This window comes from Pseudomonas batumici (assembly GCF_000820515.1).
Lineage (GTDB): Bacteria > Pseudomonadota > Gammaproteobacteria > Pseudomonadales > Pseudomonadaceae > Aquipseudomonas > Aquipseudomonas batumici.
The window spans coordinates 1-25,216 of the sequence record NZ_JXDG01000015.1; the positions used below are offsets into that span (position 1 = coordinate 1).

The 25,216-nt window shown below is 57.8% G+C and carries 26 protein-coding genes, 1 tRNA gene and 3 pseudogenes; 21 read left to right on the top strand and 9 right to left on the bottom strand.

All coding sequences use genetic code 11. The annotated features are described in order from the left end of the window. Positions 1-179: 179 nt before the first annotated feature. A pseudogene (locus tag UCMB321_RS31350) lies at positions 180-504 on the bottom strand (DNA cytosine methyltransferase); the annotation flags it as partial. Positions 505-589: 85 nt separating this feature from the next. On the opposite strand from UCMB321_RS31350, the gene UCMB321_RS30615 reads away from it, so the two are divergent. The 7 genes from UCMB321_RS30615 (at position 590) to UCMB321_RS07560 (ending at position 7,018) form a co-directional block, all read left to right on the top strand. Next, a complete protein-coding gene (locus tag UCMB321_RS30615) occupies positions 590-844 on the top strand; it encodes a hypothetical protein (protein ID WP_157015863.1) in 255 nt (84 codons plus the stop codon). A 448-nt stretch (positions 845-1,292) separates the two neighbouring features. Next, entirely contained in the window at positions 1,293-1,817 is a 525-nt protein-coding gene (locus UCMB321_RS07545) for a hypothetical protein (protein WP_040065001.1), read from the top strand. Positions 1,818-2,598: 781 nt separating this feature from the next. Continuing rightward, a complete protein-coding gene (locus UCMB321_RS07550; RefSeq protein WP_040065002.1) occupies positions 2,599-3,087 on the top strand; it encodes a hypothetical protein in 489 nt (162 codons plus the stop codon). Between the two features lie 108 nt (positions 3,088-3,195). Then, on the top strand, positions 3,196-3,336 hold the full coding sequence (locus tag UCMB321_RS30620) for a hypothetical protein (RefSeq protein WP_157015864.1): 141 nt from the start codon (positions 3,196-3,198) through the stop codon (positions 3,334-3,336). Positions 3,337-3,381: 45 nt separating this feature from the next. After that, positions 3,382-4,620, top strand: coding sequence for an FYVE zinc finger domain-containing protein (locus UCMB321_RS07555; protein ID WP_040065005.1), 1,239 nt, complete (start codon positions 3,382-3,384; stop codon positions 4,618-4,620). Between the two features lie 1,403 nt (positions 4,621-6,023). After that, on the top strand, positions 6,024-6,545 hold the full coding sequence (locus tag UCMB321_RS30625; RefSeq protein ID WP_157015865.1) for a hypothetical protein: 522 nt from the start codon (positions 6,024-6,026) through the stop codon (positions 6,543-6,545). A 128-nt stretch (positions 6,546-6,673) separates the two neighbouring features. Continuing rightward, complete coding sequence (locus UCMB321_RS07560; protein ID WP_052451094.1) at positions 6,674-7,018, top strand: DUF6694 family lipoprotein; 345 nt, start codon at positions 6,674-6,676, stop codon at positions 7,016-7,018. Between the two features lie 271 nt (positions 7,019-7,289). Here the strand turns inward: UCMB321_RS07560 and UCMB321_RS07565 are convergent, their stop codons facing one another. Next, positions 7,290-7,616, bottom strand: coding sequence for a DUF2388 domain-containing protein (locus UCMB321_RS07565; protein ID WP_040065007.1), 327 nt, complete (start codon positions 7,614-7,616; stop codon positions 7,290-7,292). 219 nt (positions 7,617-7,835) lie between these two features. On the opposite strand from UCMB321_RS07565, the gene thpR reads away from it, so the two are divergent. Then, a complete protein-coding gene (gene thpR, locus UCMB321_RS29895; protein WP_084614827.1) occupies positions 7,836-8,420 on the top strand; it encodes an RNA 2',3'-cyclic phosphodiesterase in 585 nt (194 codons plus the stop codon). Further along, positions 8,371-8,571: pseudogene (locus tag UCMB321_RS07570) on the top strand (IS66 family transposase); the annotation flags it as partial. The gene thpR and the pseudogene UCMB321_RS07570, both read left to right, overlap by 50 nt. A 345-nt stretch (positions 8,572-8,916) precedes the next feature. Here UCMB321_RS07570 and nadS read toward each other — a convergent pair. Together nadS and UCMB321_RS07580 are read right to left on the bottom strand one after the other, a co-directional pair. Continuing rightward, a complete protein-coding gene (gene nadS, locus UCMB321_RS07575) occupies positions 8,917-9,204 on the bottom strand; it encodes a NadS family protein (RefSeq protein ID WP_040065010.1) in 288 nt (95 codons plus the stop codon). A gap of 2 nt (positions 9,205-9,206) precedes the next feature. Beyond that, positions 9,207-9,521 (bottom strand): type II toxin-antitoxin system RelE/ParE family toxin, encoded by a 315-nt coding sequence (locus UCMB321_RS07580; RefSeq protein ID WP_040065016.1) that lies wholly within the window; start codon positions 9,519-9,521, stop codon positions 9,207-9,209. Positions 9,522-10,043: 522 nt separating this feature from the next. On the opposite strand from UCMB321_RS07580, the gene UCMB321_RS07585 reads away from it, so the two are divergent. Further along, the gene (locus tag UCMB321_RS07585; protein WP_040065017.1) at positions 10,044-10,487 is read left to right on the top strand and encodes a hypothetical protein; all 444 of its coding nucleotides are present in this window, start codon (positions 10,044-10,046) and stop codon (positions 10,485-10,487) included. A 79-nt stretch (positions 10,488-10,566) separates the two neighbouring features. Continuing rightward, positions 10,567-10,962, top strand: coding sequence for a DUF3224 domain-containing protein (locus tag UCMB321_RS07590; protein ID WP_040065020.1), 396 nt, complete (start codon positions 10,567-10,569; stop codon positions 10,960-10,962). Positions 10,963-11,010: 48 nt separating this feature from the next. On the opposite strand, the gene UCMB321_RS07595 is transcribed toward UCMB321_RS07590, so the two are convergent. Continuing rightward, positions 11,011-12,150: a lactonase family protein gene (locus UCMB321_RS07595; RefSeq protein ID WP_040065022.1), complete on the bottom strand. Its 1,140-nt coding sequence runs from the start codon at positions 12,148-12,150 to the stop codon at positions 11,011-11,013. A gap of 312 nt (positions 12,151-12,462) precedes the next feature. Between UCMB321_RS07595 and relB the strand changes: the two genes are divergently transcribed. The 4 genes from relB to UCMB321_RS31200 all read left to right on the top strand — a co-directional run bounded on the left by relB (position 12,463) and on the right by UCMB321_RS31200 (position 14,774). After that, a complete protein-coding gene (gene relB, locus UCMB321_RS07600) occupies positions 12,463-12,657 on the top strand; it encodes a type II toxin-antitoxin system RelB family antitoxin (RefSeq protein ID WP_040065024.1) in 195 nt (64 codons plus the stop codon). Positions 12,658-13,303: 646 nt separating this feature from the next. Beyond that, a tRNA-Leu gene (locus UCMB321_RS07605) sits at positions 13,304-13,390 on the top strand. 167 nt (positions 13,391-13,557) lie between these two features. Next, complete coding sequence (locus tag UCMB321_RS29900; protein ID WP_084614831.1) at positions 13,558-14,043, top strand: anti-virulence regulator CigR family protein; 486 nt, start codon at positions 13,558-13,560, stop codon at positions 14,041-14,043. 176 nt (positions 14,044-14,219) lie between these two features. After that, positions 14,220-14,774 (top strand): hypothetical protein, encoded by a 555-nt coding sequence (locus tag UCMB321_RS31200; RefSeq protein WP_209437142.1) that lies wholly within the window; start codon positions 14,220-14,222, stop codon positions 14,772-14,774. 49 nt (positions 14,775-14,823) lie between these two features. Here the strand turns inward: UCMB321_RS31200 and UCMB321_RS29905 are convergent. Continuing rightward, positions 14,824-14,934, bottom strand: a pseudogene (locus tag UCMB321_RS29905) (DinB family protein); the annotation flags it as partial. 228 nt (positions 14,935-15,162) lie between these two features. On the opposite strand from UCMB321_RS29905, the gene UCMB321_RS07620 reads away from it, so the two are divergent. Beyond that, positions 15,163-17,052 (top strand): bifunctional diguanylate cyclase/phosphodiesterase, encoded by a 1,890-nt coding sequence (locus UCMB321_RS07620; RefSeq protein WP_209437140.1) that lies wholly within the window; start codon positions 15,163-15,165, stop codon positions 17,050-17,052. 89 nt (positions 17,053-17,141) lie between these two features. Here UCMB321_RS07620 and folD read toward each other — a convergent pair whose 3' ends face one another. The 3 genes from folD to UCMB321_RS07635 form a co-directional block, all read right to left on the bottom strand. Next, positions 17,142-18,020 carry a bifunctional methylenetetrahydrofolate dehydrogenase/methenyltetrahydrofolate cyclohydrolase FolD gene (folD, locus tag UCMB321_RS07625; RefSeq protein ID WP_040065032.1) on the bottom strand — a complete coding sequence of 293 codons (879 nt, stop codon included), beginning with the start codon at positions 18,018-18,020 and terminating at the stop codon, positions 17,142-17,144. Positions 18,021-18,194: 174 nt separating this feature from the next. Next, positions 18,195-19,238 (bottom strand): LLM class flavin-dependent oxidoreductase, encoded by a 1,044-nt coding sequence (locus UCMB321_RS07630; RefSeq protein WP_040065085.1) that lies wholly within the window; start codon positions 19,236-19,238, stop codon positions 18,195-18,197. A 117-nt stretch (positions 19,239-19,355) separates the two neighbouring features. Then, on the bottom strand, positions 19,356-19,841 hold the full coding sequence (locus UCMB321_RS07635) for a flavin reductase family protein (RefSeq protein WP_040065035.1): 486 nt from the start codon (positions 19,839-19,841) through the stop codon (positions 19,356-19,358). 193 nt (positions 19,842-20,034) lie between these two features. On the opposite strand from UCMB321_RS07635, the gene UCMB321_RS07640 reads away from it, so the two are divergent. The 5 genes from UCMB321_RS07640 to UCMB321_RS07660 all read left to right on the top strand — a co-directional run bounded on the left by UCMB321_RS07640 (position 20,035) and on the right by UCMB321_RS07660 (position 25,204). Further along, on the top strand, positions 20,035-21,042 hold the full coding sequence (locus tag UCMB321_RS07640; protein ID WP_040065037.1) for an Ldh family oxidoreductase: 1,008 nt from the start codon (positions 20,035-20,037) through the stop codon (positions 21,040-21,042). A gap of 170 nt (positions 21,043-21,212) precedes the next feature. Next, positions 21,213-21,821: a hypothetical protein gene (locus UCMB321_RS07645; protein ID WP_245220742.1), complete on the top strand. Its 609-nt coding sequence runs from the start codon at positions 21,213-21,215 to the stop codon at positions 21,819-21,821. Next, on the top strand, positions 21,808-23,013 hold the full coding sequence (locus tag UCMB321_RS07650; protein ID WP_040065042.1) for a DUF6421 family protein: 1,206 nt from the start codon (positions 21,808-21,810) through the stop codon (positions 23,011-23,013). The genes UCMB321_RS07645 and UCMB321_RS07650 overlap by 14 nt, the downstream gene beginning before the upstream one ends. Beyond that, a complete protein-coding gene (locus UCMB321_RS07655; RefSeq protein ID WP_084614829.1) occupies positions 23,010-23,957 on the top strand; it encodes a DMT family transporter in 948 nt (315 codons plus the stop codon). The genes UCMB321_RS07650 and UCMB321_RS07655 overlap by 4 nt, the downstream gene beginning before the upstream one ends. Then, complete coding sequence (locus UCMB321_RS07660) at positions 23,954-25,204, top strand: ATP-grasp domain-containing protein (protein ID WP_040065044.1); 1,251 nt, start codon at positions 23,954-23,956, stop codon at positions 25,202-25,204. The genes UCMB321_RS07655 and UCMB321_RS07660 overlap by 4 nt, the downstream gene beginning before the upstream one ends. The last annotated feature ends 12 nt before the right edge of the window (positions 25,205-25,216 follow it).

A 25,216-nucleotide genomic window follows, 5' to 3' on the forward strand; every position in this document is an offset into this window, starting at 1 on the left:
CAGGCACGACTCGGTCGTAGCCAGTAATGAGGAAACGGATTCGACAGGTTCAACCGATCAGGTTGAGTTAAAGGGCAAACCCTACAGTTAAAAACTGCAGGGGGCGGTGGCTTGTAACCTTGACTTGAGACCGGCTAATGGGTGTCCCCATTTTTCGTCCCCATTTTTCTCATTTTTCTGTCAACTGCATCTGCAAGCTCCACGTATTTGATTGTGAGGGTGCCCCGGGGAACCTGCCAGGTCTTCTCGCATGCCAGCAACCAGGAAGTTCTGGCATGAAGTGCCGCCCACCAAGACGTCTGGCGCTGGGATTTTACCGGCCAGCACCTTGGCGGCGAGCCGGGTCATATCGCCGAGGTTCGGCGTATTGGGGCAGTGGTGGGCCAAGACGGCCGAGAGAAACGCTTCGATTTCGGAGAACTAGGTGGAGAGTATGCCCAGCGGGTGCCAGGCCAGCGTCGCAGCTTCAGTGCCGCTGCAGATGCTTCCGTAGGTGATGGGCATGAATGATCCTCGCTGGCTGGCGTGAAGTGTGTTTGTGGGCTATTGGTTGATGGACCGGCATGAGTCCGGATCAGGGAGAAAAAATATGTTTGTGGGATTAGCAGATCGCCCTTCGTTTGATTACAACGATTCAAAACACGGCGCAAAATTTCATCTCACCTTTCGCTGGGGGGCAGACAGCGACCCAGTGCCGACGACTGTTGTGGTACTGGCTTATTCTGAGGGTGGTAAAACCAATTACGTGGCAGACATCCTGAGCGATTCTTGGGCCACCTTGGATGATGCTGTTGCAGATGGAGAAAAAGCTGCTGACAAATTTTCCGAACGACATTGGGTGTAGAGCTATTGCGAGTTGGTTTCTATGGCTGGTCTTCGCCGGCTGGCGTGATTAGTTGAAGTGGGCTATTGCTTGATGGCCCGGCATGAGGCTGGATGAGGGAGTGAAAGATGGTGAAGTATCACGAGATGCGGGATGACGAATTCAAGCCGACATGTCCCAAGTGTGGGTATGCTGCATTTGTTGCAGTGAACAATGCCTATGTGCATCGAACTGGTCACGCTATACCGATGATTGTTTGTGCCAACCTGAACTGTCAGGCCGTGCTTGGCGTACTCCCCAAGGAGGCTGTCTGGCCTGATTGATTAGCTGTGCTTCGTAAGCGAATTAGGTCGCTGGCACGCAGGCTAGCGGTCATTGAGGATAAGACCAGAAAGTTCAGGTTGGTCATAGGGTCGTTGAGGTAGATCGTGTTGCGCTTTTCGATGAGCTTGGGAGCATCTGCCGATGGATGATCAATTCTGAAGAGGAGGTTGAGCGGGGTATGGACGGACCTTGGATTGCTTTTGGCGGCGCTGTGATTGCTTTAGTGGGGACTATTGCTGTCGCGCTTTTGAGCCGATACACCTTGATCCAAACTTCTAAGCTGCAGATGCAACAAGCAAGGTTGAGTGTTAATGCAACCAGCTCGCTTGCACTTCTGAGTCAGCAGGCGGAAAAGGCGGCGGCCTTTTTTTCTGCCATTGAGCAGCTTGATCGGCTTACACAGGGAGAAAATTTAGATCGGGCCAATGTAAAGGCCGTTGCGGAAAAAGTGAATATTGAATCGGCGATGCTCCAGCCGTATTTAACGAAAGATCTTGCTTCAATTGTTATGGCGCTTGCTCGTTCATATGATCAGCTTGCGGCAGCAGAAGCTGAGGCGGATATATGGGAGGCAACGAGAGATATGAAGCAGAAACGCTCAGACTTTCTATACGCCTATTTTCAAAATAGAGAGCAGTTAATTTCCTCCGCCAAACCAGCAGTTCAATAGTGGCGAGGGGGTGAGCATTTCGAACAACGGGTGAGAGTGGGCTTGACGATGCCGATATTCCTGCATCGATCAGGCTGCCTGCTCGGCCTTCACCGGCGGCCACTCCGAAAGCCCGACTTTGGGTGTCTTCGTCTTCGGATTGATGGGCGTCCACCAGCACAGCCCTGGCCCTGATGTGCATGTTGCGGTACCTCATCTTGCGTGCCAGCCAATGAACTGCTCGGCGTACTGCGGGGCGTCGAGCATAGGCGAGAGCTGGTGAGCCGTACCCCCATCATCTTCTCGGTACGCTTCTCGACCAGGGCCAGCCATTCGACTTCCGGGATCGGCTCAACGCTGCCCGGCGCCTTGGGGTTCTTCCTAGTGCCGCTGGTTTTCTTGCGAGCCTCGGCCTTGGCGACATAGAGGGTCATTCCAAACACTGCAAACGTGCTCATGGCTTTCTCCATGCATGCGCCGCCCTCCGTGATCGGATTCGGTGGCGTGAGGTTGGTTTGTGGTCTATTGCTTGATGAGCCGGCATGGGGCCGGATCAGGGAGGCGATATGGGAAATCAGGGCTATTGGGATTCGGTTATTGAGTTATCCAGAAGGAGCGGCGAGTGCCACCAGGCTGGCCAACTGCTGTCTTCACGGCGCGCCTACGAGGGAGTGTCACCCGGCGCGGCGAAGCCAACGCCATGATGAAGTGATGGTGATCGAGCAAGCATGGAGTTCAATCGTCAACCTGCGCGGGAAACCCTGGTTCCCTGCGTTCAATCTCATCGAAACAAGGGAATGCCATGGCGACTTTCGATACGAACCATGGTGGCGGAGCCACCTTTTACAAGTTCTATGTTCAAAATCACACAGCCAGTACCGGTTTGTACTATGACATCGAGATGCTGATGAACGGAACAAAATCAGAATGGCGATCTGGAATCGGGAGAGGGATTGCAAGCCCGGGAGAAACAGTGATATGCAACTTCGATCTTTATAAATCCGACATCAATCCCCTGCAGCAATTCTCTCCAGAGCAGTTACTGCGCCAGACGCTGGAGAAAGCCAGCGTGTCCCTGTTCAATGTCAACGATACGCCTATATCACTGTGGTTCTGGAGTGGGAATGGCAATCAGCAGTACATCAACTTTCTCAGTGGCGGCCCCGTAAGGGTTACAAGGGATAGTTCGATATTCAATGAAATCAAATTCAACCAGTACCGTTTCACGCTGGATTCTGGCGGACACAACAACGACACGCTTGATATCTTCTTCCAGCTCTACGACGCCTGAATCTTGATCTCCATGCATGCGCCACCCTCCGTGACCGGTGGTGGCGTTGTTGGTGTTTGTGGGCTATTCCTTGGTGTCCCGACACTGGCTCAGGTCAAGGAGCGAGTCATGAGCAATCAAGTGCAAGTCGATGCTTTGGAGCACTTGCTGCTCTCGATCATCAAATCGAGCGAAGTGAGCATTGCGGCATACGAGATTTTCGAGAATGCACAGGCCTCACTGATGGCTAGCGCAGTAACGTGTTGCTAAGCGGCCAAGCGATCCACCCGCCAATTTCTTCTCTCAGGACGAGCCATGTTAACGGTCAACAATATCCTTGTTTTCGACTGCACCGATGAGGGCGTGGAGCGACTGGTGCGGGAGGGAAAGATCCGGCGTTTCGCCAGCAAACTGCCCAAGGCGACATTCTGGAGCACGCATGTGGCGCCACGGCTCGCTGCCAACGAATCGGCGCTGCTCCTGCCAACGTTCAACGATTGGGTAGCAGCACCCATTGCGAGCGGCGGGCATATGCCCGGGCAATTCGTCTCCGTGTCGTCGAGCAGTCCGTTCGTACCTGCCGGGCGCCTGGACGGCGTACCTACCGGTCTGGCATTGCAAAGCACGCAGGACAAAATATTCACGTCGGTCGACGCACTGATCATCGCGCTACGAGGGCATGTTGCAGCCACGGATAACAGGCAAAAAGAAGAGCGCCTGGCGCTCGATGTCCTCGCCAACGTCAAGATGTTCGAACGCTATGTGCTGGACCGATTGATAGTGAATATCCAGAGGGCTATCACCAACAAAGAACGCAACCGCCCCGAGGGCGAGTCGTACTACGGCCCTGGCGCGACACTGGATTGGACCCGGGACATTGTCGCCTCCCTCGCAACCGAGTTGCCGCTGACCCGGTTGTATAAAAAGGTCGCCGCTATCCACGACTTCTGCCGCTGCAACAGATTCGACACGCCGAATCGGGACACGACCCGAGGTATGCGCATCGGCACCGAGAAATACAGCCTTGCGGAGGATAACCACTGGATCGCCAACCAGCGCAGCCTGAACAACTCCATCTGGGCAGGTAAATCCGGCTCGGCGATGGATATGGTTTACGCCGCCAAGCAAATTGGCATCAATGACGATGATAGCCTTGCCGCGCTGGCGTTCTGTATCGTCGCCTTCTTTCACTTCATGCCGACCAGCCAGAGTTCGACCCACACTTACCATGAGGTCATGACCGGCGCGACGAGCGTGCATGAAGGAATCAACACGTTCTACAAGGCTGCGGAAGTTCCCGGCGGACAGGACGTGTTTCGCCAGTTGCAAAGCCGACCCAGTCTCTGGAAACCAGACGACAGCGTCCAACGCTGCCCTAGTTGCAATACCACCTTTGGCGTCTTCACCCGTAAGCACCACTGTCGAGCTTGCGGCGGCATCTTTTGTGCCAACTGCAGCAAAGAGACGAAGGTGGTACCAATGCCGGCTATCCGGCCGGGTAAAGCGCCCGAGACAGGGAACCTGCGGGTCTGCAAGTCCTGTGCTAGCGGCTGATTGCCGCCAAGTCCTACTCTGGATCGTAATGCTGTTCACTTAAGCAATTTGGGGCCGCTTTGCAGCCCCAAAACAGGCAAATCAACCTTAAGAGGGTAAAGGGGACACCCATTTTTCACGGCTTACAACCGGGCGCAGGCAATGAGTTTGTCCAGGCAATCGGCAGGGCTGCACGGAACTGCGCAGGCGTCGAATCTCTGCAGTTGACCAGGCATTCATCGTCGACCGGAGCACCTTCGTCCTCAGGCTCTCCTGATGGCTTGCCGGGTCGCGCTCCACTGTTGGATATTTCCTAAATTTCTTAAGGTAAGGAAAAAACGTTATTGGACTTTTGGAAGTGGCGTTGTAAAACAACAGATGCATGACCTTTGCTTGAAGGCCAATGCATCGCCATTTGCTCAAATGGAAATCGCCCAACATTGAGCTGGGCATTGATCAATGAGCCTGACTGCCAGTACAGGGATAAGTAGCTGCGACTTTGGCCAACTGCTCGCGCACCAGCGCAGAGGGCTCATTGATCAACACTCTTCTGCAAGTTGATCCTTTCTAACCAAAAATATCGCGCGGTACAGGCCTGTCGAGGTCGATGCGCTTCATGCGGCCTCCTTGGGGTATCGGGCGCCGCGGTACTCTGGACGCGACTGGCATCATGATCCCGGCGCGGTCCAGCCTCCAGCAGTAGCCGCTGTCGTCGGTGCGCCAGAGGGTTGCGGTGCGTGTGTTTCAGTCTCAGTACGATGAACGTGCGGCCGGGATTATTTTCTGTGGGCATAGGGGAGCCTTGGCCGGTGATCGGCTACAGTAGGTAGGTCATCGATAGGGAGATCGAATATGCAATGCTTAATTTGCCAGGCCGCCAGCGATGTTGTTCACACGACAGAAAGCTGGTCCGAGGTCAGATGCTCAGCCAAGTGTGGACACTTCAGGGTTTCAGCGAACCTTGTTGCAAAGATGAAGCTCAAGAACGAACTCTTTGACGTTGAACGAGCAAGGCGCTGGCTTGAGATGGCTCGGCATGAGGGACCGGCGCCATTGATATCGACCTACGATTACAAGGTTTCTTTATTGTGTCGCGGGATTAAATAGCGATCTGACAGCCTGCCGAGTCGTTTTAGGGGGGGGGGGGGCGATGAGTTCGGAATAATAGAGGACCATCTGGGCATTCGCTGGCCGGCTTGCCGCGTCAGGGGATCCACGTAAAAGGGGATACTCATTAGCCGGTCTCGCGTCAAGGTTACAAACCACCTGTTTCGCAGCAAGGGGTAACTCATTCTCAGACCGAATTGATGGGTGATCAGGACTGAGTGCTTGGTGTCGGCGGCATTTTTCGGTCAACCTTGCTTCGGTACGACAACAGCCCTCTATACTCACGTTTCTTACATGGGGCGAGGTCAGGCGACATTATGATTGGTGAGGAGGAAAAGAAGGAGGAGGCGCCAAAAGCTCCTACCATAATGAACGAGGAACAGCGGATCGCGTATCTTAACGGCGTGGTTACTGGAAGCATAGCTATTGGAAATGCTATAGCGACAAATCGACATATAAACGTTTGGTTGGTGAGGGGTGGAGGACAGGAGGGCTGTTTAGCTGCGATCAATGCTGGCACCGCTGGTGGAGAGCCTGAAAACGAGGCCTGCGGGAGCCCCACGCCAGAGCAGGTGCGTAGCCAGGTAGGTGGCTCGCGACCCGGAGTTCCTCAAGAAAAACTGCCTGAATTTACTTCCGTTCCGCAAAACTCGGCCAAATGGGCGCGGCGCGGCGGGTGGCTTCTTGTAGAAATCAATACCCAATATCTGGCGCGTGGAGACGGTCTTGAGAGTGGCTGGATCTGCTTAAAGTCGGCACCGCTTGTCAAGGCAAAATACATCCCACATCCTAATCCGATTGTCGCTGTCGGAGGCAAACCGCTACCGAACGCAGATTGATGTTTGGTGATGCAAAAATAGACCGCAACAGGGCACACCCATTAGCCAGCCTCGCGTCAAGGTACCTGTTAAAGGCGACGGGATAGTGGCCTTTTGCTAAAGTCCGTTTTTTGCATGGATGGAATCAGATGAAACGGATGTTGCTCATTGGACTCGTTGCGACGTTGTTGGCCGGTTGTGGGGATCCCAGACTCGACGCCACAACAGAGGCGACGTTGCAGGAGTCCACGAAAAAAGTGGCCGAAAAGCTTTCTCCTGAAGAGAAGAAGCAGTTCGCAGCCGACCTGATGTTTATTGCGTTGAGCAACATGGATCTCAGGAACAAGTCGGCTGACGCGATGCAACAGGACATCAATTCGAGCTTGAACGGCAAGACCGCAGCCGAATTGAATACGCTGGCGAACAGCATTCGTCTTGAAAAGCAGAAAAAGCAAAGGGAGCAGACCTTGCAGAAGCAGTACAGCGCCTTCTGATAACGGCTGATTCTCATGGGCCTGCTGTGGCGGGTTCATGGGGGTGGAATGACGTGGTCACCATGACCCAAATGAAGCGTCGGATAATTCTGGCGAAGAAGAGCAAATAGAAGCCCAGCTTATCTGCTGGGCTTTATTGGTTTTGGGATGCGTTCAGCTTGGCGAATACGCTCTTTCGGCCCAAAGCCGCCGGACAGAAGCGCGCAAACCGGCATAGACAGGCCTTCCTGATTCCTTCCAGGAAGTCCTGCTACTGACCTGCGTACACTGCCTAGTGACCAGCAGGTGCCTCATATTGAATGAGAATTGCATTGGCCAGCTCTTCGTCAGTGGCCTTGAGGCCTGGGTTGTCATGTCGAATCTGATCCAATACCGACTCTAGATAGGCGCCGCGAATCGCTCCTCCACTGGCGACGAAGGTGGAGGCATCATCGCGGACGGGAGTCGCAATTTTGTGGTCCTTGAACGTAGAGTAAAGCGACGCGGAAATCCCTGCTGAGGTAGCAACATCGCGCGCATCGATATCGGGTCTGTGAGCCATGGCTGAACCAACGGGCAGACAAAGCACTAGCAGAGGAATGAGGAATATGCGGCGCATAGCGTGTCCTCCTGAAGCAAGAGGCCTAAATGGCCTACCGTATCTGTTTTGACGCGTGGTGCCAGCCAGGAGTTCCCTGTCAGCGGCGCAGGCCGCCTATGGTTGGCCTAACGACCCAGAGCCTCAGTCCGTCGTGACGTTGTTCGATACCTGATCAAGCCCGCCCAAACAAAGCACGAAGGCACGAACAAGCAGTAGCCTGGTGACGTGAAGAGAGGTATGACGTTGAGCAATGAACCGCAATCGCGACTGTTTTTCGCCCTAAGCTGCCCATCTACGTTGAGAAAGGCTATTTCCCAATGGCGTACATCGCTTTCGCTGAGTATCGGTCGCCCAGTTCCTGCCGCTAATTTTCATCTCACGCTGCTTTTTCTGGGCTCTGTTGATAACGCCCAGATCGCAGAGGTTTGTGCAGCCGCATCGAAGGTTAAGGCGCCCGGAAAAGCGCTGACGGTTGTCCTTGATCGCCTAGAGGTTTGGCGTAAGTCAAAGGCCTTGGTGCTTACCCCAGAAGATGCTCCGCCAGAGCTGATGCGACTGTCGTATGCACTGGAGCAAGCGATGTTGGCGTTCGGGCACGATCAAGAGCACAAAGACTTTCGACCTCACTTGACCTTGGCCCGTGACTATCGGTCTCCAGTTCCAGAAGCAGGTAGTCAGCCAGAATTCCTTCTCCGAGCCGACCGCTTTACGCTTTACGAGTCTCATAAAGGGCAATACCGGGCCTTAGCGGAATGGCCACTTGTTCAACAAGCTGGATTACAGCCTCAAACGCTGGACGGCGTTGAGCCGTTACCTGAATGACGGCGCGCTGCCCATCGACAATAACCCTATCGAAAACCAGATACGACCGTGGGCGCTCGGACGCAAAAACTGGCTCTTTGCCACATCGTTGGCAGCCGGTTTAATCGCGCAAGATGGGATAGCCGGACGCATACGAAGCAAAGGGTTGAACTACGCTTAAAGCTCCACTGAGAGGATTGCTCCATGAGCGAAGATCGGATCGTTTTGGCGTACGTCTAAAGGGGGAACGACATGCGGATTTTGGTAGCGGTGGTGGTTGTGGTGGCGCTGGCAGGGTGTCTTTCGTCTGGGGAGGTGCAAAGGAATGAACCGAGCATCAAGACTTCTACCTCGAAGGGGCCGAAGATGTACGTGCGGTGCGTATTTCCCAAGTGGCAGAACGCTCGCAGCGACTCGTCAATATCCGAAACCGAAAATGGGTAGAGATTGCTTGACGGGTCAATATCTACAAGGGGAGATGGGGTAGGGCATCTCACGATGCCCTTGCAGGATTTAGTCAAACCGCCAGTGCGTTGAGTACATGCACGGGGTCGTTGTGAATGGCCCTCAGAAGCGCTTTCGCTGGACCAGTAGGTTCGCGTCGACCTTGCTCCCAGTTACGTAGGGTGCCTAGCTGAACGTCGATCATCGCGGCGAACTTCGCCTGGCTCAGACCGGTGGCCTTGCGAATTTCCTTGATCTGCATCGCGTCGACGGTAAATTCGCGGGAGGGTTGACGTTCTCCGCGCACGATTTCGTCCATTTGCTGCACACTTTCCATCAGCTCATCAAAGAATTTGCTCATGGTTATCTCCACTGTTCAATGACCGCTTTCAACGCCTTGCGTTCGTCGATGGTCAGGTCTTGCTGTTCATTCTTGGGGTAGATCATCAGCAAGGCTATCTGTGATGCCGAGACAAAATGGTAGTAGATCACTCGGGCACCACTCCGTTTGCCGTGGCCCTTGGCCGCGACGCGGATTTTCCTGATTCCACCAGTGCCTTCAATGACATCGCCAGCCGAAGGAGCCAACACCAAGGTCTTCTGAAAGCACCCATAGGAATCGTCATCAAGCAGTTCCTTGACTCGGCGGGTGAAGATCGGGGTCTCAACAAATATCATGGTCAATATACGCCAATGACTTACTTCCATGCAATCCTATGCCTGATCAGGGTGGCTTTCACGAGCTCTTCTGTAACGGCGTGTTAGGTCATGGTGATTTGCTGAGAACTGGATAGAGAGAAAAGTAGAAACGAAAGCGCGCTGGGCCTGACTCCGCATGCTACTCGGCTTGCTGGTTCGAAAATGGTTCAAGATGTGCTTGTTCGTCACGCGAAATGGCCTGCCGAAAAAACTCATATTTCCCACGCGCTTCAGGCGTGGGAGAATATTGCGTGCGCCAAACGCCAGGACTACTGTTCAAGTGTCGCTGCAAATTCAGCGATCGGGCTTGGTAACCCGGATTTGAGTAGGCGCACAGCGCCGCGAGAGCGGCTTTTTTATGTTCGCATTATGGCGGGCTGTGCGCAGGAGGCTTCGGCCTGCCGGTTCCTATTCACCGGTTTACCAACCTGCGTACGGTTCGCCACCCCTTCGCTTGGTAACGAAATGTGGCGGACTCCTTTACTGAATAGGAGTATCTCCATGACCAAGAAAATCACCCCCGATCCGCCCTTTATGCGCAAGGCCCTCAGCATGGCTGACAGAGACCTGTACTTGTGCAAACTTTCTGACGCTCCCTCCAACGAGCCTGAGCCGGCTTCGGCAAACAAGCCCCGTTTGCTCGATACCCTCGCGTTCACTTGCGCCAAACCCGTCACCCCAGAAGCCCCATACAAACCCACGCTGTTCGCCATCCAACCAGGCATCAGTGCCCAGGACGCGCTCACCTACGTTTCCAATCTGCTCGAAACGGCAGAACTCAATGGCGACGAAATCAGCCTGCATACCAACCCCGTCGAGCGGGCGTTGTTCTGGGGGATGCTGCATTCGGTGGAGGTGGCGCGTGCGGTGGTGGATGCCCTGCTCGAGGGGGCGTCCCCGTCTGATCAGCTATCGTCCGCGTTGGACAATCATCCGATAGATTGAGCTGGCACAGGCCGTGTCTGGAGTTCTGACCAGCAGGCCGACAACGTAAATAACCCATTCCTTTTTTGCGAGGCGCTCCATGACCAGCACACAAGCAAATGGTCCTTTTGAAGTTAAGCTGAACCCTGAATCCCTCAGCGATCTTGCTGCAGGGACAGACTTTGGACGGATGTCCATCAGCAAGTCATTTCACGGCGACCTTGTGGCGACCAGTCAAGGCGAAATGCTTTCTTTCCGTAGCAGTGTGCAGGGTTCGGCAGGCTACGTGGCGATGGAAACAGTGACCGGTACGCTTCATGGTCGTACCGGCAGTTTTGTATTACAGCACAGCTCCACAATGACCCGAGGCGTACCTGAACAGTCCATTACCGTTGTGCCCGATTCTGCTACTGGGGAGCTTGTCGGGCTTGTCGGTCGCATGGTGATCAACATCGTTGAAGGTCAGCATTCCTACCAGTTTGACTACACACTCTGATGAGATAAGCGGGGAGGGGCGAGGATGGTCACGCCCCACCCTCGGGCTTCAGGGGTAGCTGACCGCCTGCACCCAGTTCGCGCCTTTGCCCGAAGGCGCACTGGAGCTGCGGGTGAGCGTGCCCTGTAGCGGATCAATGGCATACACACCCACCTCCGGGCTTTTCTCTCCGGTGACCAGCAGCCATTTCCCCGATGGGTCGACGGTAATCCCCCGCGGTTGCTGTTCGACCTTGATGTTCTGCACGAAGCTCAACTGGCCGCTTTTGCGGTCCACCGAAAATGCACTGACCGTACTGCCGGTGCGCTCCGAGGTGTAGAGGAAGCGCCCGTTGGGTGTGAGCTTGATGTCGGCGGCCCAGATCAGGTTGCTGGCCAGCGGCGGCGGAGTCGGTTGGCCAGGCTTGATCATCGGTCGGACGCCGCCGCGCACCAGGCCCGAGTCGGCGGGAACTGCACTGACTTCGGACAACGCACTCAGGTGCCCGGTTTTCGGGTCGATGGCGAACGTGGTCACGGTACCGGCCATCTCGCTGAGCAGGTAGAGGAAACGGTTGTCAGACGAAATAGCCGGGTGGCGAGGGCCGCTGCCCTTGGGCAGTTCCACATGGCCCAGTGACGTGAGCTTGCCGCTGGCGGCGTCGAACTTGAACTCCAGGTACTGATCGGAACCCAGGTTGGCGGCGTACACGAAGCGATTGGTCTTATCGACAATGATCGAATGCGCGTTCGGGCCGGTCTTGATGACTTGTCGTACATCATCGGTCACGACGCCCTGGGCATCGATCGCATTGACGCTGACCAGGTCCTCGCCGTACGAGGCACCGAACAGATAGCGACCGGACTTGTCCGTCGATATGTAGGCCAGGCTGTCGGCAACGGTGGAGTTTTTCAGATGCTTGAGGGCGCCGTTGGCGGGGTCGACACTGTAGGTCGCCACCGAATAGGGTTTGGCGCGTATGGAAGCGTAGAGTTTGCTGTGGTCGGGGCTCAGTGCCAGGGGCATGACGCCCGCTCCGGCTTCGGTAGTTGCCAGAGGCTGCAATTGCCCCTTTGCAGACAGCTCATAACTGCTGAGCGTGCCGTCGAGGGCATTGGAAACGTAGACGTAGGTATTGGCCCAGGTCAGTGGGGCGGTCGCCAACAGTGCGGCGCTGGCGAGGCTTTGCAAGGTTTTGGCTCGGATCATTCAAGGGTACTCTTTTATTGTTGTTTTGATTGTCCGTTGTCGTACAACTAGGTTCGATTGTTAGGCGGCCATGCTGCCCTTGTCAATCCTGAAGCTGACAAGGGCAGCAACGAGTATGTCGATTTTCTGCATGTGGCTGGCGCCATTGGCGGGTTGGTTCGCCGGATTTTGGCTGCTGCTTTTTGCGCAGACGCCGGGTAGGGGGGAACGGTCGACTCGGCGAATTATCGTGACACATACCGCTCAGGGTCCTTGGGGACGGTCTGTGTCAAAACGATTAGGCTGATACGCATCTTTAATCGGAGGTTACTGATGAGTACCGAACTGCCCCCAATTGTTTTGGTGTTTGGAACAGAAGAGCAGGCGGCGAACTATGACCGCTGGTTTCGAGCCAAGGTACAGAGGTCTCTGGAAAATCCAGGCGCAGGTGTACCTCATGATGAAGTGATGACCCGAATGGATGCCATTATTGAAGAGGCCAGGCGCAAGCGGAAAAGCATCGTCTGATATTGCTTGTGTTTCTGTCTCTTCCTGACACTAGTTTCAGCCTGCCGGGCCACACCGTGCGGGCGAGCAGGAGTGCCATGGCCAACAACGACAATGACTTGAAAACAATCTGGAAAAGCTGAGACGAAAACCCCGCAGATGAATTTCTGCGGGGTTTTTGGCCTCAGGTCAGAATTAAAGTTCTGGTGAGTAAAGCGTGAACGAAATAAAAATATTTTGATTGATAGCGAATAATTCGGACAGTTGTTAACTTGCCTTTACACACAGCAAAAAGCCCGCATGTGCGGGCTTCTTGGGATGGGGCCGGATCCTTCGGCTGTGATCCATTGTGCTGGGCCTTTATGATGAAATGGTTACAGTCTGATATCAGATTGACGACTGTCCTATGAAAATTAGCTGGCGCCGACCAGGGAAGGCACGTCGTGGCCCCAGGTGTGCCAGGTTCGCGGCGTAACCCTGCAATTCTTTGAAAATCAGTTGGTTGCGAAATGGGTGTGGTGCTGAAAATTGCCGTCAGTGAACTTGCTTCGTGGGGTGGGGATGTATATATTCGTCCCCTTGTCGCGCAGGCACCCGATGGGCGGGCAGGTTATCCGGCCATCTGGCTCATCACGAGCCGCTGCGTAGACTGCTTTACCGCGCTACCGCCCGAATGGCGAAACTGGTAGACGCATGGGACTTAAAATCCCCCGCTCGTAAGGGCGTGCCGGTTCGATTCCGGCTTCGGGCACCATCTATTTCAAGGGCTTACGTGCGACTGTGCAGGTAGGCCCTTGTCGTTTCCGCTCCGCAATGACCTTGTGGGTCATCCATGACTGGATGTGGCAGAGCATCTGGAACTTCCTTGCCCAACGCCGTCTACATTGCAGTGGGGATGTTCCCCTTTCTGGGAAAACGGATATGTTCAAATCTCGCTCGTTTATTGCGGTAGTGACGTGTTTCGCCCTGGTAGCGGGCTCTGCGGGTGCTTTGGCTGATCCGGGCAACGGCAACGGTAATGGCCAGGGAAACGGCAAGGGTTTTTCACAAGACTTCCAGGATCAAGGCAATCAAGGCGGCCACGGCAAAGGTCACGGCCACGGCAAGAAATCAGATGGCGGTGAGTGGGGCTACGGTCCACGCGTTGATCGAGGACGCGTCCTCGGGGCACTAGGCGGGTACCGTGATTACTGGAGCCCCGGGCCTTCACTACCGCCAGGTATCCAGAAAAAGCTGGCCCGAGGCAAACCTCTTCCACCGGGCATCGCGAAAAAACTGGATGGTCGGCTGTTGGTACAACTCCCGCGCTACGAAGGCTATGAGTGGCAACAGGCGGGTGCAGACCTGATTCTGGTGTCTATCGCGAGTGGGCTCATCTATGAAGTGCTGAGTGGCGCTTTCAATTAGTGGAGGCCTGCACTGATCCGCTCTGACATCGCGTTGATCCAATGGCCAATCAACGAGAAGAGATCGCATTCACGTTAATAAGTTGGCATGGAGGCTTCCGTCTGTCGCCTGTCTTTGAACAACACGTAACTAATTGTGTCAGAGAAGACGCAAAGACCACTTTAATGGAAGCCATCATGCGATTTAAGAAGAGAAACCTGGTTGCTGTCATGTCCTGCGTCATGATGTTTGCGGCTGCTCCTTTGTTACCGGCTGAACTGTCCGTCATGGCTTCTGCCTATGCCAAGGAAGGTGGTGGTGGCAATGGCAATGGTGGTGGCGGCGGTGGCGGTGGCGGCGGTGGCAACGGCAATGGCGGCCATGGCGGAGAGAGCGGTGGTCATGCCGGTGCCAGTCATTCGGACAGTTCCCATAGCAGGGGGCTCGCTGAAGGTCATGAGGTCGATCATGACGGCAAGGCTATCGGCAAGTCGGTTCGGGATCATGACGGCAAGGCGATTGGCAAGTCGGTCCGGGATCATGACGGCAAGGCGGTTCGAGATCATGGCGTGAGAGGCCATCACACTGGTCGTGGCCATAAGAGTTCTCGTGGCCACGGTGTTGCGACCTCGAGTGTCGCGCACTCTAAAGCGACGCATGGGCTGTCGAAGGCCACGGCGATCTCGGACACCAAGGTGGGCGATCACAACGACAAAGGACTGGGCCAGGCCGCCAGCTCAACCGCTAAATAAAGGCGCTACTTCGATCGCGGCACCGCGACGAGAGGCGCACGGCCAGTGATCATGTGTGGTGTTCGTCAGGGATGAGCACCACCAGGTCCGTAGCGCCTACGTCGACCCCCGCTTGTGACAGCAAGGTGGTCACTTGCCCGCGGTGATGGGGCGGGTACGATCCACATTCGTCACGCAGCTCAGTCTAATACCATCCCCTTCTTGAAGCCCACCCAGATTGGCATATGCTGTCACCAGCATGCCGTGCTCACCGTGGCCAACGGCTCCACTACACGCCTAGAACGGATCGCGGCGAGCTGTCTTCGAGCTATTCTCGATCCGAAGGACAGGACACAGACGAGTCAGCTGAGAGAGGTCGTCCATTTTGCCCCACACCGAAGCAGGACGTTTGAAGCTGTTGCACGCTCTGGAGGTGCTCGACACCGAGACAGAGCCGGTTTTTGATCGACTCACCCGCTTGTTGGCCGCCACGCTTGAAATGCCCATTGCGCTGATCTCGCTGATCGACAGCGACCGCCAGTGGTTCAAGTCCAGGGTCGGGCTGGACACCCGGCAGACGCCCCGGGATATCTCCTTCTGCACCATTGCCATCGAGCAGGAGCAGACGATGGTGATCCCTGATGCGTTGAATGATCCGCGTTTTTCATCCAATCCCCTGGTCCTCAGCAACCCGCATATCCGCTTCTACGCGGGAGCGCCGATCCGCTCCATCGAGGGCTATGCGCTGGGTACGCTCTGCGCGATCGATAACAAGGCGCGGATTCTCACCGATGAGGCGCGGCAGGTCCTGGAGGATTTTGCCGGGCTGGTCAGCCGGGAGTTCCAGATGCGCGAGGCCGCGCTGCTTTCCCGCTCGCACATCACCCAGTCCGCGGCGGCCTTCGCGGCCAGCGAGGCGCGCCTGAAAACCGCCTTTGCCCTGGCGCCCACGGGCATCGCGGCGGTGGCGGGCAACGGGCGCTTTCTCAGCGTCAACGGTGCGTTCTGCAGCATCGTCGGCTATGACGCCGACGAGCTCATGAGCTTGACCTTCCAGGACATCACCCACCCTGAAGACCTGGACAGCGACTTGAGTCTGCTGCGCCAGTTGACCAACGGCGAAATCGATCGCTACCAGCTCGAGAAAAGGTACCGGCACAAGGACGGCACGTCTGTCTGGGTCGACCTGCATGTGGCCAAGCTGCTGTCGGTGAACGGTGACCTGGAGTATTACATCGCGACGGTGCAGAACATCCAGCTGCGAAAGGAAACCGAGGCGTCCCTGATGACGTTGCGGCACAGCCTGGAGCAGCGTGTCGAGGAGCGTACCGCCGAGCTGCTGCGGGCCAACGAAATGCTTTCCCACACGATGGTTCAACGGCTGCAGGCCGATCGTGAGCTCAGGCAGCGGGAGGCGGAGCTGTCGGCGGTGCTGGAGTACGCCAGTGATGCCTACGTGAGTATCGATGAGTCCGGGGCGGTGAGGGCCTGGAACCGCATGGCCGAGACGACCTTCGGCTGGTCCCGTGATGAAGCGCTGGGCCAGTCATTCGAACAGTTGGTGATCCCGGCGGCGATGCATGAGGGTCAACTGGTGGGCTGGCGAGAGTATCTCGCCACCGGCGATGACCGGGCCATGCGCCAGCGCCTGGAGATCTCGGCGTTGTGTCGTGACGGCACGGTCTTCCCCGTCGAGGTGCGTATCAGCCCTGTCGAAATCGACGGGCAGCGATTCTTCAGTGTCTTCCTGCACGACATCACCGAACGCAAGGCCATGGCCGAACGTCGCGAGAAAGAGGCGTTGACCGATACCCTGACCGGGTTGCCAAACCGCCGCTCCCTGCTCGAAGGCCTGCCCAACGCGATGGCCAGGGCGCGCAGGACCGGTGTTCCCCTGGCGGTGCTGTTTCTTGACCTGGATGGATTCAAGGCGGTGAACGATACCTTCGGCCATGAAGTCGGCGACGGCTTGCTCCAGGCCGTGGCCGAGCGGTTGAAGACCTGTCTGCGGGAGACCGATGCGGTGTTTCGGCTGGCGGGCGATGAATTCACCGCCGTTGTGGAGGGCCAGATCGGGGGGAGCCGGGACGCGGAGCGATTGGCGCAAAAGCTGATTCACCTGATCAGTGAGCCGGTCCTGGTCGGCTCGGCCACCGTACAGGTGGGGGTGAGTATCGGTATTGCGCTGTACGGGCGCGATGATCCGAGAAGCGCGACGCAGCTGTTGCGCGAGGCGGACAGCCGGATGTACGAAGCGAAGCAGGCGGGAAAGGGGCGCTTTGCCTCACAGCAGCGCTGAAATGCCCCCAAGTCTGTGACACGGGCTGAAGGTCGGGTGCAGGGCCTTCGCCGAGGGGCTGAATCAGCCCTGCATCCCGAGCCCGGAGGCTACCGGGACTGTTGCAACTGCGTGGCGATCACGGTGTTCTTCAGCAGGTAGGCAATGGTCATCGGCCCGACCCCGCCCGGTACCGGGGTGATCGCGCTGGCCACCGTGCGGGCGCTGGCATAGTCGACATCCCCCACCAGGCGGGTGCCGGTCTCGGTTTCAATCCGATTGATCCCCACATCGATCACGACCGCGCCCGGCTTGAGCCAACTGGCATCGATCAACTGTGGGCGACCTACGGCGGCCACCACGATATCCGCCAGCCGGCACAACGCTGGTGCATCGACGCTGCGCGAGTGCACCACGCTGACCGAACAATCGGCCTGCAACAGCAAGGTCGCCATCGGTTTGCCGACGATGTTCGAACGGCCGATGACCACCGCGTGCTTGCCGCGCAGATCGCCGCAGGTTTCCTGCAACAGGCGCATGCAGCCGCTGGGCGTGCAGGGCGTCAGGACCTCGGCACCGTGGACCAGGCCGCCGACGTTCTCCCGATGAAAGCCGTCGACATCCTTGAGCGGGTCGATGGCCTGGATCACCGCATGCTCCTCGATGTACGCGGGCAGCGGCAGTTGCACCAGGATGCCGTTCACCGCCGGGTCGGCGTTCAGTTCGGCAATCAGTTGCAGCAGTTCGGCCTGGCTGGTGCTTTCCGGCAGGCGATGCTCCAGCGAACGGATGCCGACTTCTTCGGCCCGCAGCAATTTGTTGCGCACATAGACCTGGCTGGCCGGGTCGTCGCCCACCAGGATCACCGCCAGCGCGGGGAAAAGGGCTTGCCGGGCCAGCTCCGCGATCTCGTCGCGGACTTCATTGAGCACCTGGGCGGCGATTGCCTTGCCGTCGATGTCGCGGGCCGGTGCAAGGGAAGAATTCATCGAATGCGTCACCATGGTCTGGGTGGAGGAAAGAGTGGGGCAGGTGGTGACGGAACTATATCACCCGCACGCCGATGACCAGTGTGACATAAGGCTGCATGCCGACGCGCCCGAGCGGACGTCAGGTCGGCAACGCGGGAGCCGCCGGTCGGCGCTCCCGCGGTGTATCGGGGTTCAGCGAAACGCCGGCACCACCTGCTGGATAAACAGCGCCAGGGACTTTTTCTTTTCCTCGTGGGGCAGGCTGTTGTCGCACCAGAAGCTGAACTCGTCGACCCCCAGTTCCTGGTAATAGCGAATCCGCTCGATCACCTCCCGCGGCGTGCCGATCATGGTGTTCTTGCGGATATTCTCCAGTTCGAACTCCGGCCGTTCGGCGAACTTTTCTTCCGGGCTCGGTGGCAGGAAGCCGTTGACCGGCACCTGCTTGTTGCCGAACCAGGCGTCGAAGGTCCGATAGAATTTCGAGATCGCCGTGGCTCCGACTTTCCAGCCTTCGGGGTCATCGACCGCATGCACGTGGGTGTGACGCAGCACCATCAGTTGCGGACGCGGCACCTCGGGGTTGTTGTCCAGCGCGGCCTGGAACTTGTTCTTCAGGTCCAGCACCTCTTCGTCGCCCTTCATCAGCGGCGTGACCATCACGTTGCAGCCATTGGCCACGGCGAAGTTGTGGGAGTCCGGGTCGCGGGCGGCGATCCACATCGGCGGGTTGGGCTTCTGGACCGGCTTGGGCACGCTGGTGGAGGTGGGGAATTTCCAGATCTCGCCGTCATGGGCGTAGTCGCCTTGCCACAGGGCGCGTACCACCGGAACCATTTCCCGTAGCGCCTGGCCGCCGCTTGATGCGGGCATGCCGCCGGCCATGCGGTCGAATTCCACCTGGTAGGCGCCACGGGCCAGGCCGACTTCCATCCGGCCATTGCTGATCACGTCCAGCAGCGCGCATTCCCCGGCGACCCGCAACGGGTGCCAGAACGGCGCGATGATGGTGCCGGCGCCCAGGTGAATGGTCTGGGTCTTGGCCGCGAGATAAGCCAGCAGCGGCATCGGGCTCGGGGAAATGGTGTATTCCATGGCGTGGTGCTCGCCGATCCACACGGTGCTGAAGCCGCCGGCCTCGGCCATCAGGGTCAGTTCGCTGAGGTCTTCGAACAACTGGCGATGACTGACACTTTCGTCCCAACGCTCCATATGGATGAAGAGGGAAAACTTCATGACGCTTACCTCGGGTCTTTTGTTGTTGGCCGGCAGGTCTGTCTGCTGAATTTTTGGTATACCATAATGCTGATTATTGCCGCGAAGCAAGGACCGTTTGCCGGTCGCCATCCGGGCTCAGGCGAGCGCGGGCAGGGCGCCCATCTTGCCGTGGCAATAGATCATCGGGCTGGCATCGGGCTCCGGCACGATCAGGTTCTTCACCGCGCCGACCATGATCGCGTGGTCGCCGCCTTCATACTCGCGCCACAGTTCGCACTCGATGATGGCGCTGGCGTTGGGCAACAGCGGGTTGCCCAGTTCGCTCAAGGTCCACTGGAGGCCCTGGGCCTTGTCCTTGCCTTTGCGGGCGAAGGCATAGGCCTCGTTCTGCTGCCCGCCGGACAGCACATGAATGGCGAAACGCTTGTTCCTGATCAGCACCGGATAGGAGTCGGAGCTGTAGTTGGGGCAGAACAGCACCAGGGCCGGGTTCATGGACAGGGAACTGAAGGCGCTGGCGGTAAGGCCCACCACCTGGCCGTCGTCATCCAGGGTGGTGATCACGGTGACCCCGGACGGGAACGAGCCCATGACTTGTTTGTAGATGGCGGCATCGATCATTGGACGGTCCTCGGCTGGTTGAAGCGGGTTTTTATTGGTTTTAAGGTATTATGGTATACCGTAATACCGTACTTGCAAGGGCTTTTTTACCAACGCCGGCGGTATGCCGAATTCGTCATGAGCCCGGTTTAAAGCGATCAAGCCGTAAGTCCTGGAATGGGCCAGTCTGGACCGTCTGTTCAAGGAGCTGATGATGATCCGACTGTCCCTGGCCGAAGCTCGCGAGCTGGCCGAATCCATCTTGCTGCACAACGGTTTCAACCTCGCCCACGCCCGTGCGGTGACCGACACGGTGATTGCCGGTGAGCGCGATGGCTGCGCCTCCCATGGTCTGTACCGGGTGCTGGGGTGCGTGAATTCGCTCCGGGCCGGCAAGGTGGCCGCCGATGCCCAGCCGCGGGTGATCGATCAGGCACCGTCGATTGTGCGTGTCGATGCGGCGGGCGGTTTCTCCCAGTTGGCGTTCCAGGCGGGCCTGCCGTTGCTGCAGGAGAAAGCCCGGGCCAACGGGGTCGCGGCCCTGGCGATCAATCACTGTGTGCATTTCTCCGCGCTGTGGGTCGAGATCGAGCAACTGACCGCTGCCGGCCTCGTGGCGCTGGCGTGCAATCCCAGCCACGCCTGGGTCGCGCCGGCGGGCGGGAGCCAGCCGCTGTTCGGGACCAATCCCATCGCGTTCGGCTGGCCGCGCCCAGGCAACATGCCCTTTGTCTTCGACTTCGCCACCAGTGCGATCGCCCGGGGCGATATCGAGCTGCATCGGCGTGCCGGCAAGGCGATTCCCCAAGGCTGGGGCGTGGACGCCCACGGGCAGCCGAGCACCGATGCTAACGTGGTGCTCGATAGTGGCGCGATGTTGACGTTCGGCGGGCACAAGGGCTCGGCGTTGGCGGCCATGGTGGAGTTGATCGCCGGGCCGTTGATCGGTGACCTGACCAGTGCCGAATCGCTGGCCTATGACGCCGGCAGCAAGTCGTCGCCGTACCATGGCGAGCTGATCATCGCGTTCGACCCGCAGCGCTTCCTCGGCGCGGCCACCGAGCAGCATCTGGCCCGTGCCGAAGTCCTGTTCGAAAGCATCCAGGGGCAGGGCGCACGCCTGCCGTCGCAACGGCGTTATGAAGCGCGGGCGCGCAGCCTGGTCGAGGGCGTGCAGATCCCCGAGGCGCTATACAACGATCTGAAGGCGCTGCTGGCCTGAGTAGGTATTGCATTCACTTGGCCGCCGCATCCGAACTGACTTGATGCTGTACGGCCTGAGTAGGAGAGGGGACTTCCTCCTCTCACCGCCTTTGTGCAGTTACATATTGCGCTAGGAAAAAACCTACAGTAGATTCCCAGCCTCGCTGCAGTCCAGGATGGATTGCATACATGGATGTTCGTTCGCTGTCTGGCGGACGTTTACAAGGAAGTAATAGCATGCCGACTGCCGGTAGTCCGACTATCTATACGCTGGGTCCCGAAGGCACCAACTGTGCAACAGCCGCTCAGTGGTGGCTTGATTCTCGTGGCGACAGCAAGGCATCTGGCGTTACAGCGCCGCGCATCGTTCTGCATGAAACCCTTGAGCAAGCCTTTGACGAGCTGGCCGAAAAGCAGGACGGCTATCTGTTGAGCTGCGCCGCCTATCCCGATTTGCATACCCTTATCTTTACCCGCCTGGGTGATATGGAGTTGTGCGACAGCTTTATCATGCCGACCCATTCAATGGTTCTGGCCAGTCGTACTTCGGCCAATCGGATCAAGAGTGTGGCGACCCATCCCGCCCCCCAATCCCTGGTGGCCAGCCAGTACCACAAGGTCTTTGCCAACAGCAATGCCGATGCCGCGGTGCTCTGCAGCACGGGCAAGGCCGATGCCTGTGTCACGACGGTGGTGGCCGCTGATCGCCATGAGCTGAATGTCGTTCAGGATTTCGGCCAGGTCCCGATGGCCTTTCTGGTCCATTCGCTGAAGCGAGCCGACCATGCACAAGGCTGATCCGTTCACGGCCATCATCAGCCTCGTCGATGAGATTCGTGCCCGCCAGGAACTGGACGGGAGCATCAAGGACCCGAGCCCGGCGGACCATGCCCGGATCAATGCGCTGATCGCCGAGCTGGATCGTCAGGCAGGTGCTATCGACGGGCTGTCTCCAGCGTTGCTGACGGCGACTCTGGAGGATCTTGGACGTTGGGCGCAGAACGGGTTGCAGCAGCGGCCCTTGTTCGATAAGACACTGGCCAGTTTCAAAACGCCTTTGCCCGGTGAGGCGTTGTTCTTGCTGGCGCCGATGCGGGCAACCAATGGGCCGGACCCTGAAGGGTTCCGGCTGGAGCTGGTGACCGGCTATCGGAGCGAAACCCCTTACCTTGCCGATGCCGGGCAGTACACGGAGCATTACGTCGCGCCGTTTCAATGCATCAAGCTGGGGGCTGCGTCGAAGGGCTTCCTGCAAGGCAATTGCATTGTCCTGTTTCCAGAGTCGGTGGCGGCTGCAAGCAAGGTCGATAAACAGGCATTTGCCTTGTTTTTCTTCAGCAAGTTTTTCCATATCTACAACGATCAGACGGTCGTGGAAGCGGATCGTTTGTTTGGCCGCGACAGCCCGTTCCTGTTTGGTCAACTGAGCAGCCGCCAGATGTCCGAGTCTGACATGTATGACGCCCGTTGCTTGTGGGGTTATTACCACGACTACGCGCACCATACCGGGCCACGTCCCTTGGACAAGAACCTGTATATCAAGCTGAACTGGTTTACCGGTCTGCTGGAGGAAACCAAGTGCGACCTGATTACCGTGCGTCTGGTGCAGCAACACCGCCCGGACTTCTGGCAGGAGATTGCCGAGTTCATTCTGCTTGAGCGCATGTTCCGTTATCCGAAAGGCTCGCAGCGGCACATGACGTTCGATGCCGGGACAGGGATTCTGCTGTTCGAGATCTTGATGAACGCCCAGGCGTTGATCGAGGATGAGCAGGGCCGTCTCACGTTCGATACCGAGCGTCTTGGCGAGCAGATCTCGTCGGTGATTGCCGATATCGAGGCGTTGGAAACCCTGGACGACGAGGCCTATCTGGCTGGCGCCAGGGAGTATGTCCAGCAGCATCTGGGTGCTCCGCAAAACCCACAGGCACGCTTCAATTTCCCGGCCTCGCACTATGCGCGACGGGTGCTTGGGGAGTCGCCTCATTGAACGCCTTGAAAGGGCGGCTGCTGCTGTTCACCTTTGCCATTCTGGCGCTGTTTTCGATCAGTTGGCTGTTGTCCAAGAACCTGATTGGCAGCATCCCGGTGATGCATGCCGTCGGGCTCAGGCTATGGGCGACGACGGCTGCCCTGTGGTTGATCGTGGCGTTTCGCGAGCGGGCCGCATTGGCCTCCATACCCCTGCGCTCAAGGTTGCCGGGGTTTTTCATGCTGTCGGTCCTGGGCTTCTCCCTGTATTTCGTATGCAGCTTCGGCGCCTTGAAGTCGCTGAAGGCCAGTGACCTGACCATGGTCCTTGCGACTATTCCGGGCATTACCTATCTGCTGGGTTTCCTGTCTCGCAGCCTGGGGTTTTCCTGGTTGAAGCTCAGTGGCGTGCTGATCGTCAGCGCGGCTGCATTGGCGTTCAATGCGAGCGGTAATGAAGGTGGCACGGTGAGTCCGGCAGGCATTGCACTGGCATTGGTGGCGGCGTTTTCCTATGCCGTTTATGGCCTGCTGTCCAAGCGCTACCTCAAGGATCTGCCTCTGCTCACCTCGCTGGCCTGGGTGACCTTGATCTCTGCCACGTCCTTCGTGCCTTTGTTCATGCTTGATCCGGCGCCCTTGTTGCTGCTGAGCCTGGAGGATGTTCTCAAGGTGCTGATTCTGGGGGCTGCCTGCTCGGCTCCGGTTTATGTGTTGTACCAGAAGGTCCTGGCCGAAGGCGGCGTGCTGTACGCCAACGCGATCGGCTTGCTTGCGCCTTTCGCCGTGGTCGCCGGTGAGTGGTTGATCGGCTCCGGCGTGGCGTTAGGGGTAGTGAAAATCATTGCGATGATTGCGGTCATGGTCGGTATCAGCCTGTTATTCGTCGATGCATCGGGTGTCTCGGGATGGCAATTGAAGCGCCGTCCCCCACGACTCCCGATTAGTGAGGAAATAAAATGAAAAAGCTGGCGTTGGTTTGCCATCGCAGTGCCAAGTTGTCATTCGTATTTGAGGCCGCACAAGCGGCGGGCATTGAGCTGGTACTGATTTACGACACGACCGAGAGCGCTCCCGCTCAGTTACCGGCGGTCACCTCGACCTGGCAACTGCCGGTTTTCGATGAGCCCCAAGTGGCTCTGGAGGCCTTCGCGGCCGGAGTGGAAGAGCGCGGGATTGGCGGGGTCATGACCGTTCGCGAAGAGGCGATCATCTGGACGGCCCTGGCGGCGAAAAAAATCGGTACGCCTGGCATTGCGCCGGAAGTGGCGGCGTTAGCGCGCAACAAATACCTGATGCGTCAGGCGTTCGCCGAGGCAGGCTTGAGGTCGCCGGGGTTTCGCTACATCGACAATCCCGAAGACCTTTCGCAAGTCCATGCCCTGGGTTTGCCACTGGTGATCAAGCCGCTTTCCGGCTGGTCGAGCACCGGTGTGATGCTGGCCAGGAGCGCCGAAGAGCTACCCGGCCTCATCAAGGCCGTCTGGGATGTCCAGAGCAAGGATCTGGCGCGTTTCTACGATCAGAACAAGGCCGTGGGCCTGGTGGTCGAGCAGTACCTGCCCGGCAAAGAGTTCGTGGTGGAGTGCTTTGTCGATATCGAAGGCGTGCATGTCCTGGCAGTCGGCGACAAGGGCCAGCCTGAAGGGCCTTGGTTTGAAGAAACGATCTATCGCCAACGCCGTGATATCGATGATCCGTTGATCGTTGCCTTGTGCGAGGCGGCGCGTGAGGGGGTGAAGGCCTTGGGCATTACCATGGGCGCCGCGCATGTGGAGCTTCGCCTGGATGCCCGGCAGCAACCTTATGTGATTGAAATCGGCGCTCGTATCGGTGGCTCGGGCGTGTCGCATTTTGTGGTGGAGCAGAGCACCGGCGTCTCGTTCGCAAAACTGTGCATGACCGCTGCCCTGGGCTTGCCGACCCCGGCACTGCCCGATGTGCTGCCTGCCGCCAGAGTGGCTGCGAACTACATCATTCCACTGCGCGGCGATGGCCGTTTCAGCGGTTTCTCGGGGCTGGACAAGGTTGAGCAGCATCCTGAAACCGCACGGGTCGTGACCTTTTTCGAGGCCGGGCACATTTCACCACCCCCTCCAGCATTTGGCGGGTACCCAGGGTTCATCTTCTCGGTACATGCCTCGGACGAAGCCGCCAATGCCTATCACCAATGGCTTGATGACACATTGAGCATCATCTGGAACCAATGAGTACCACGCCTA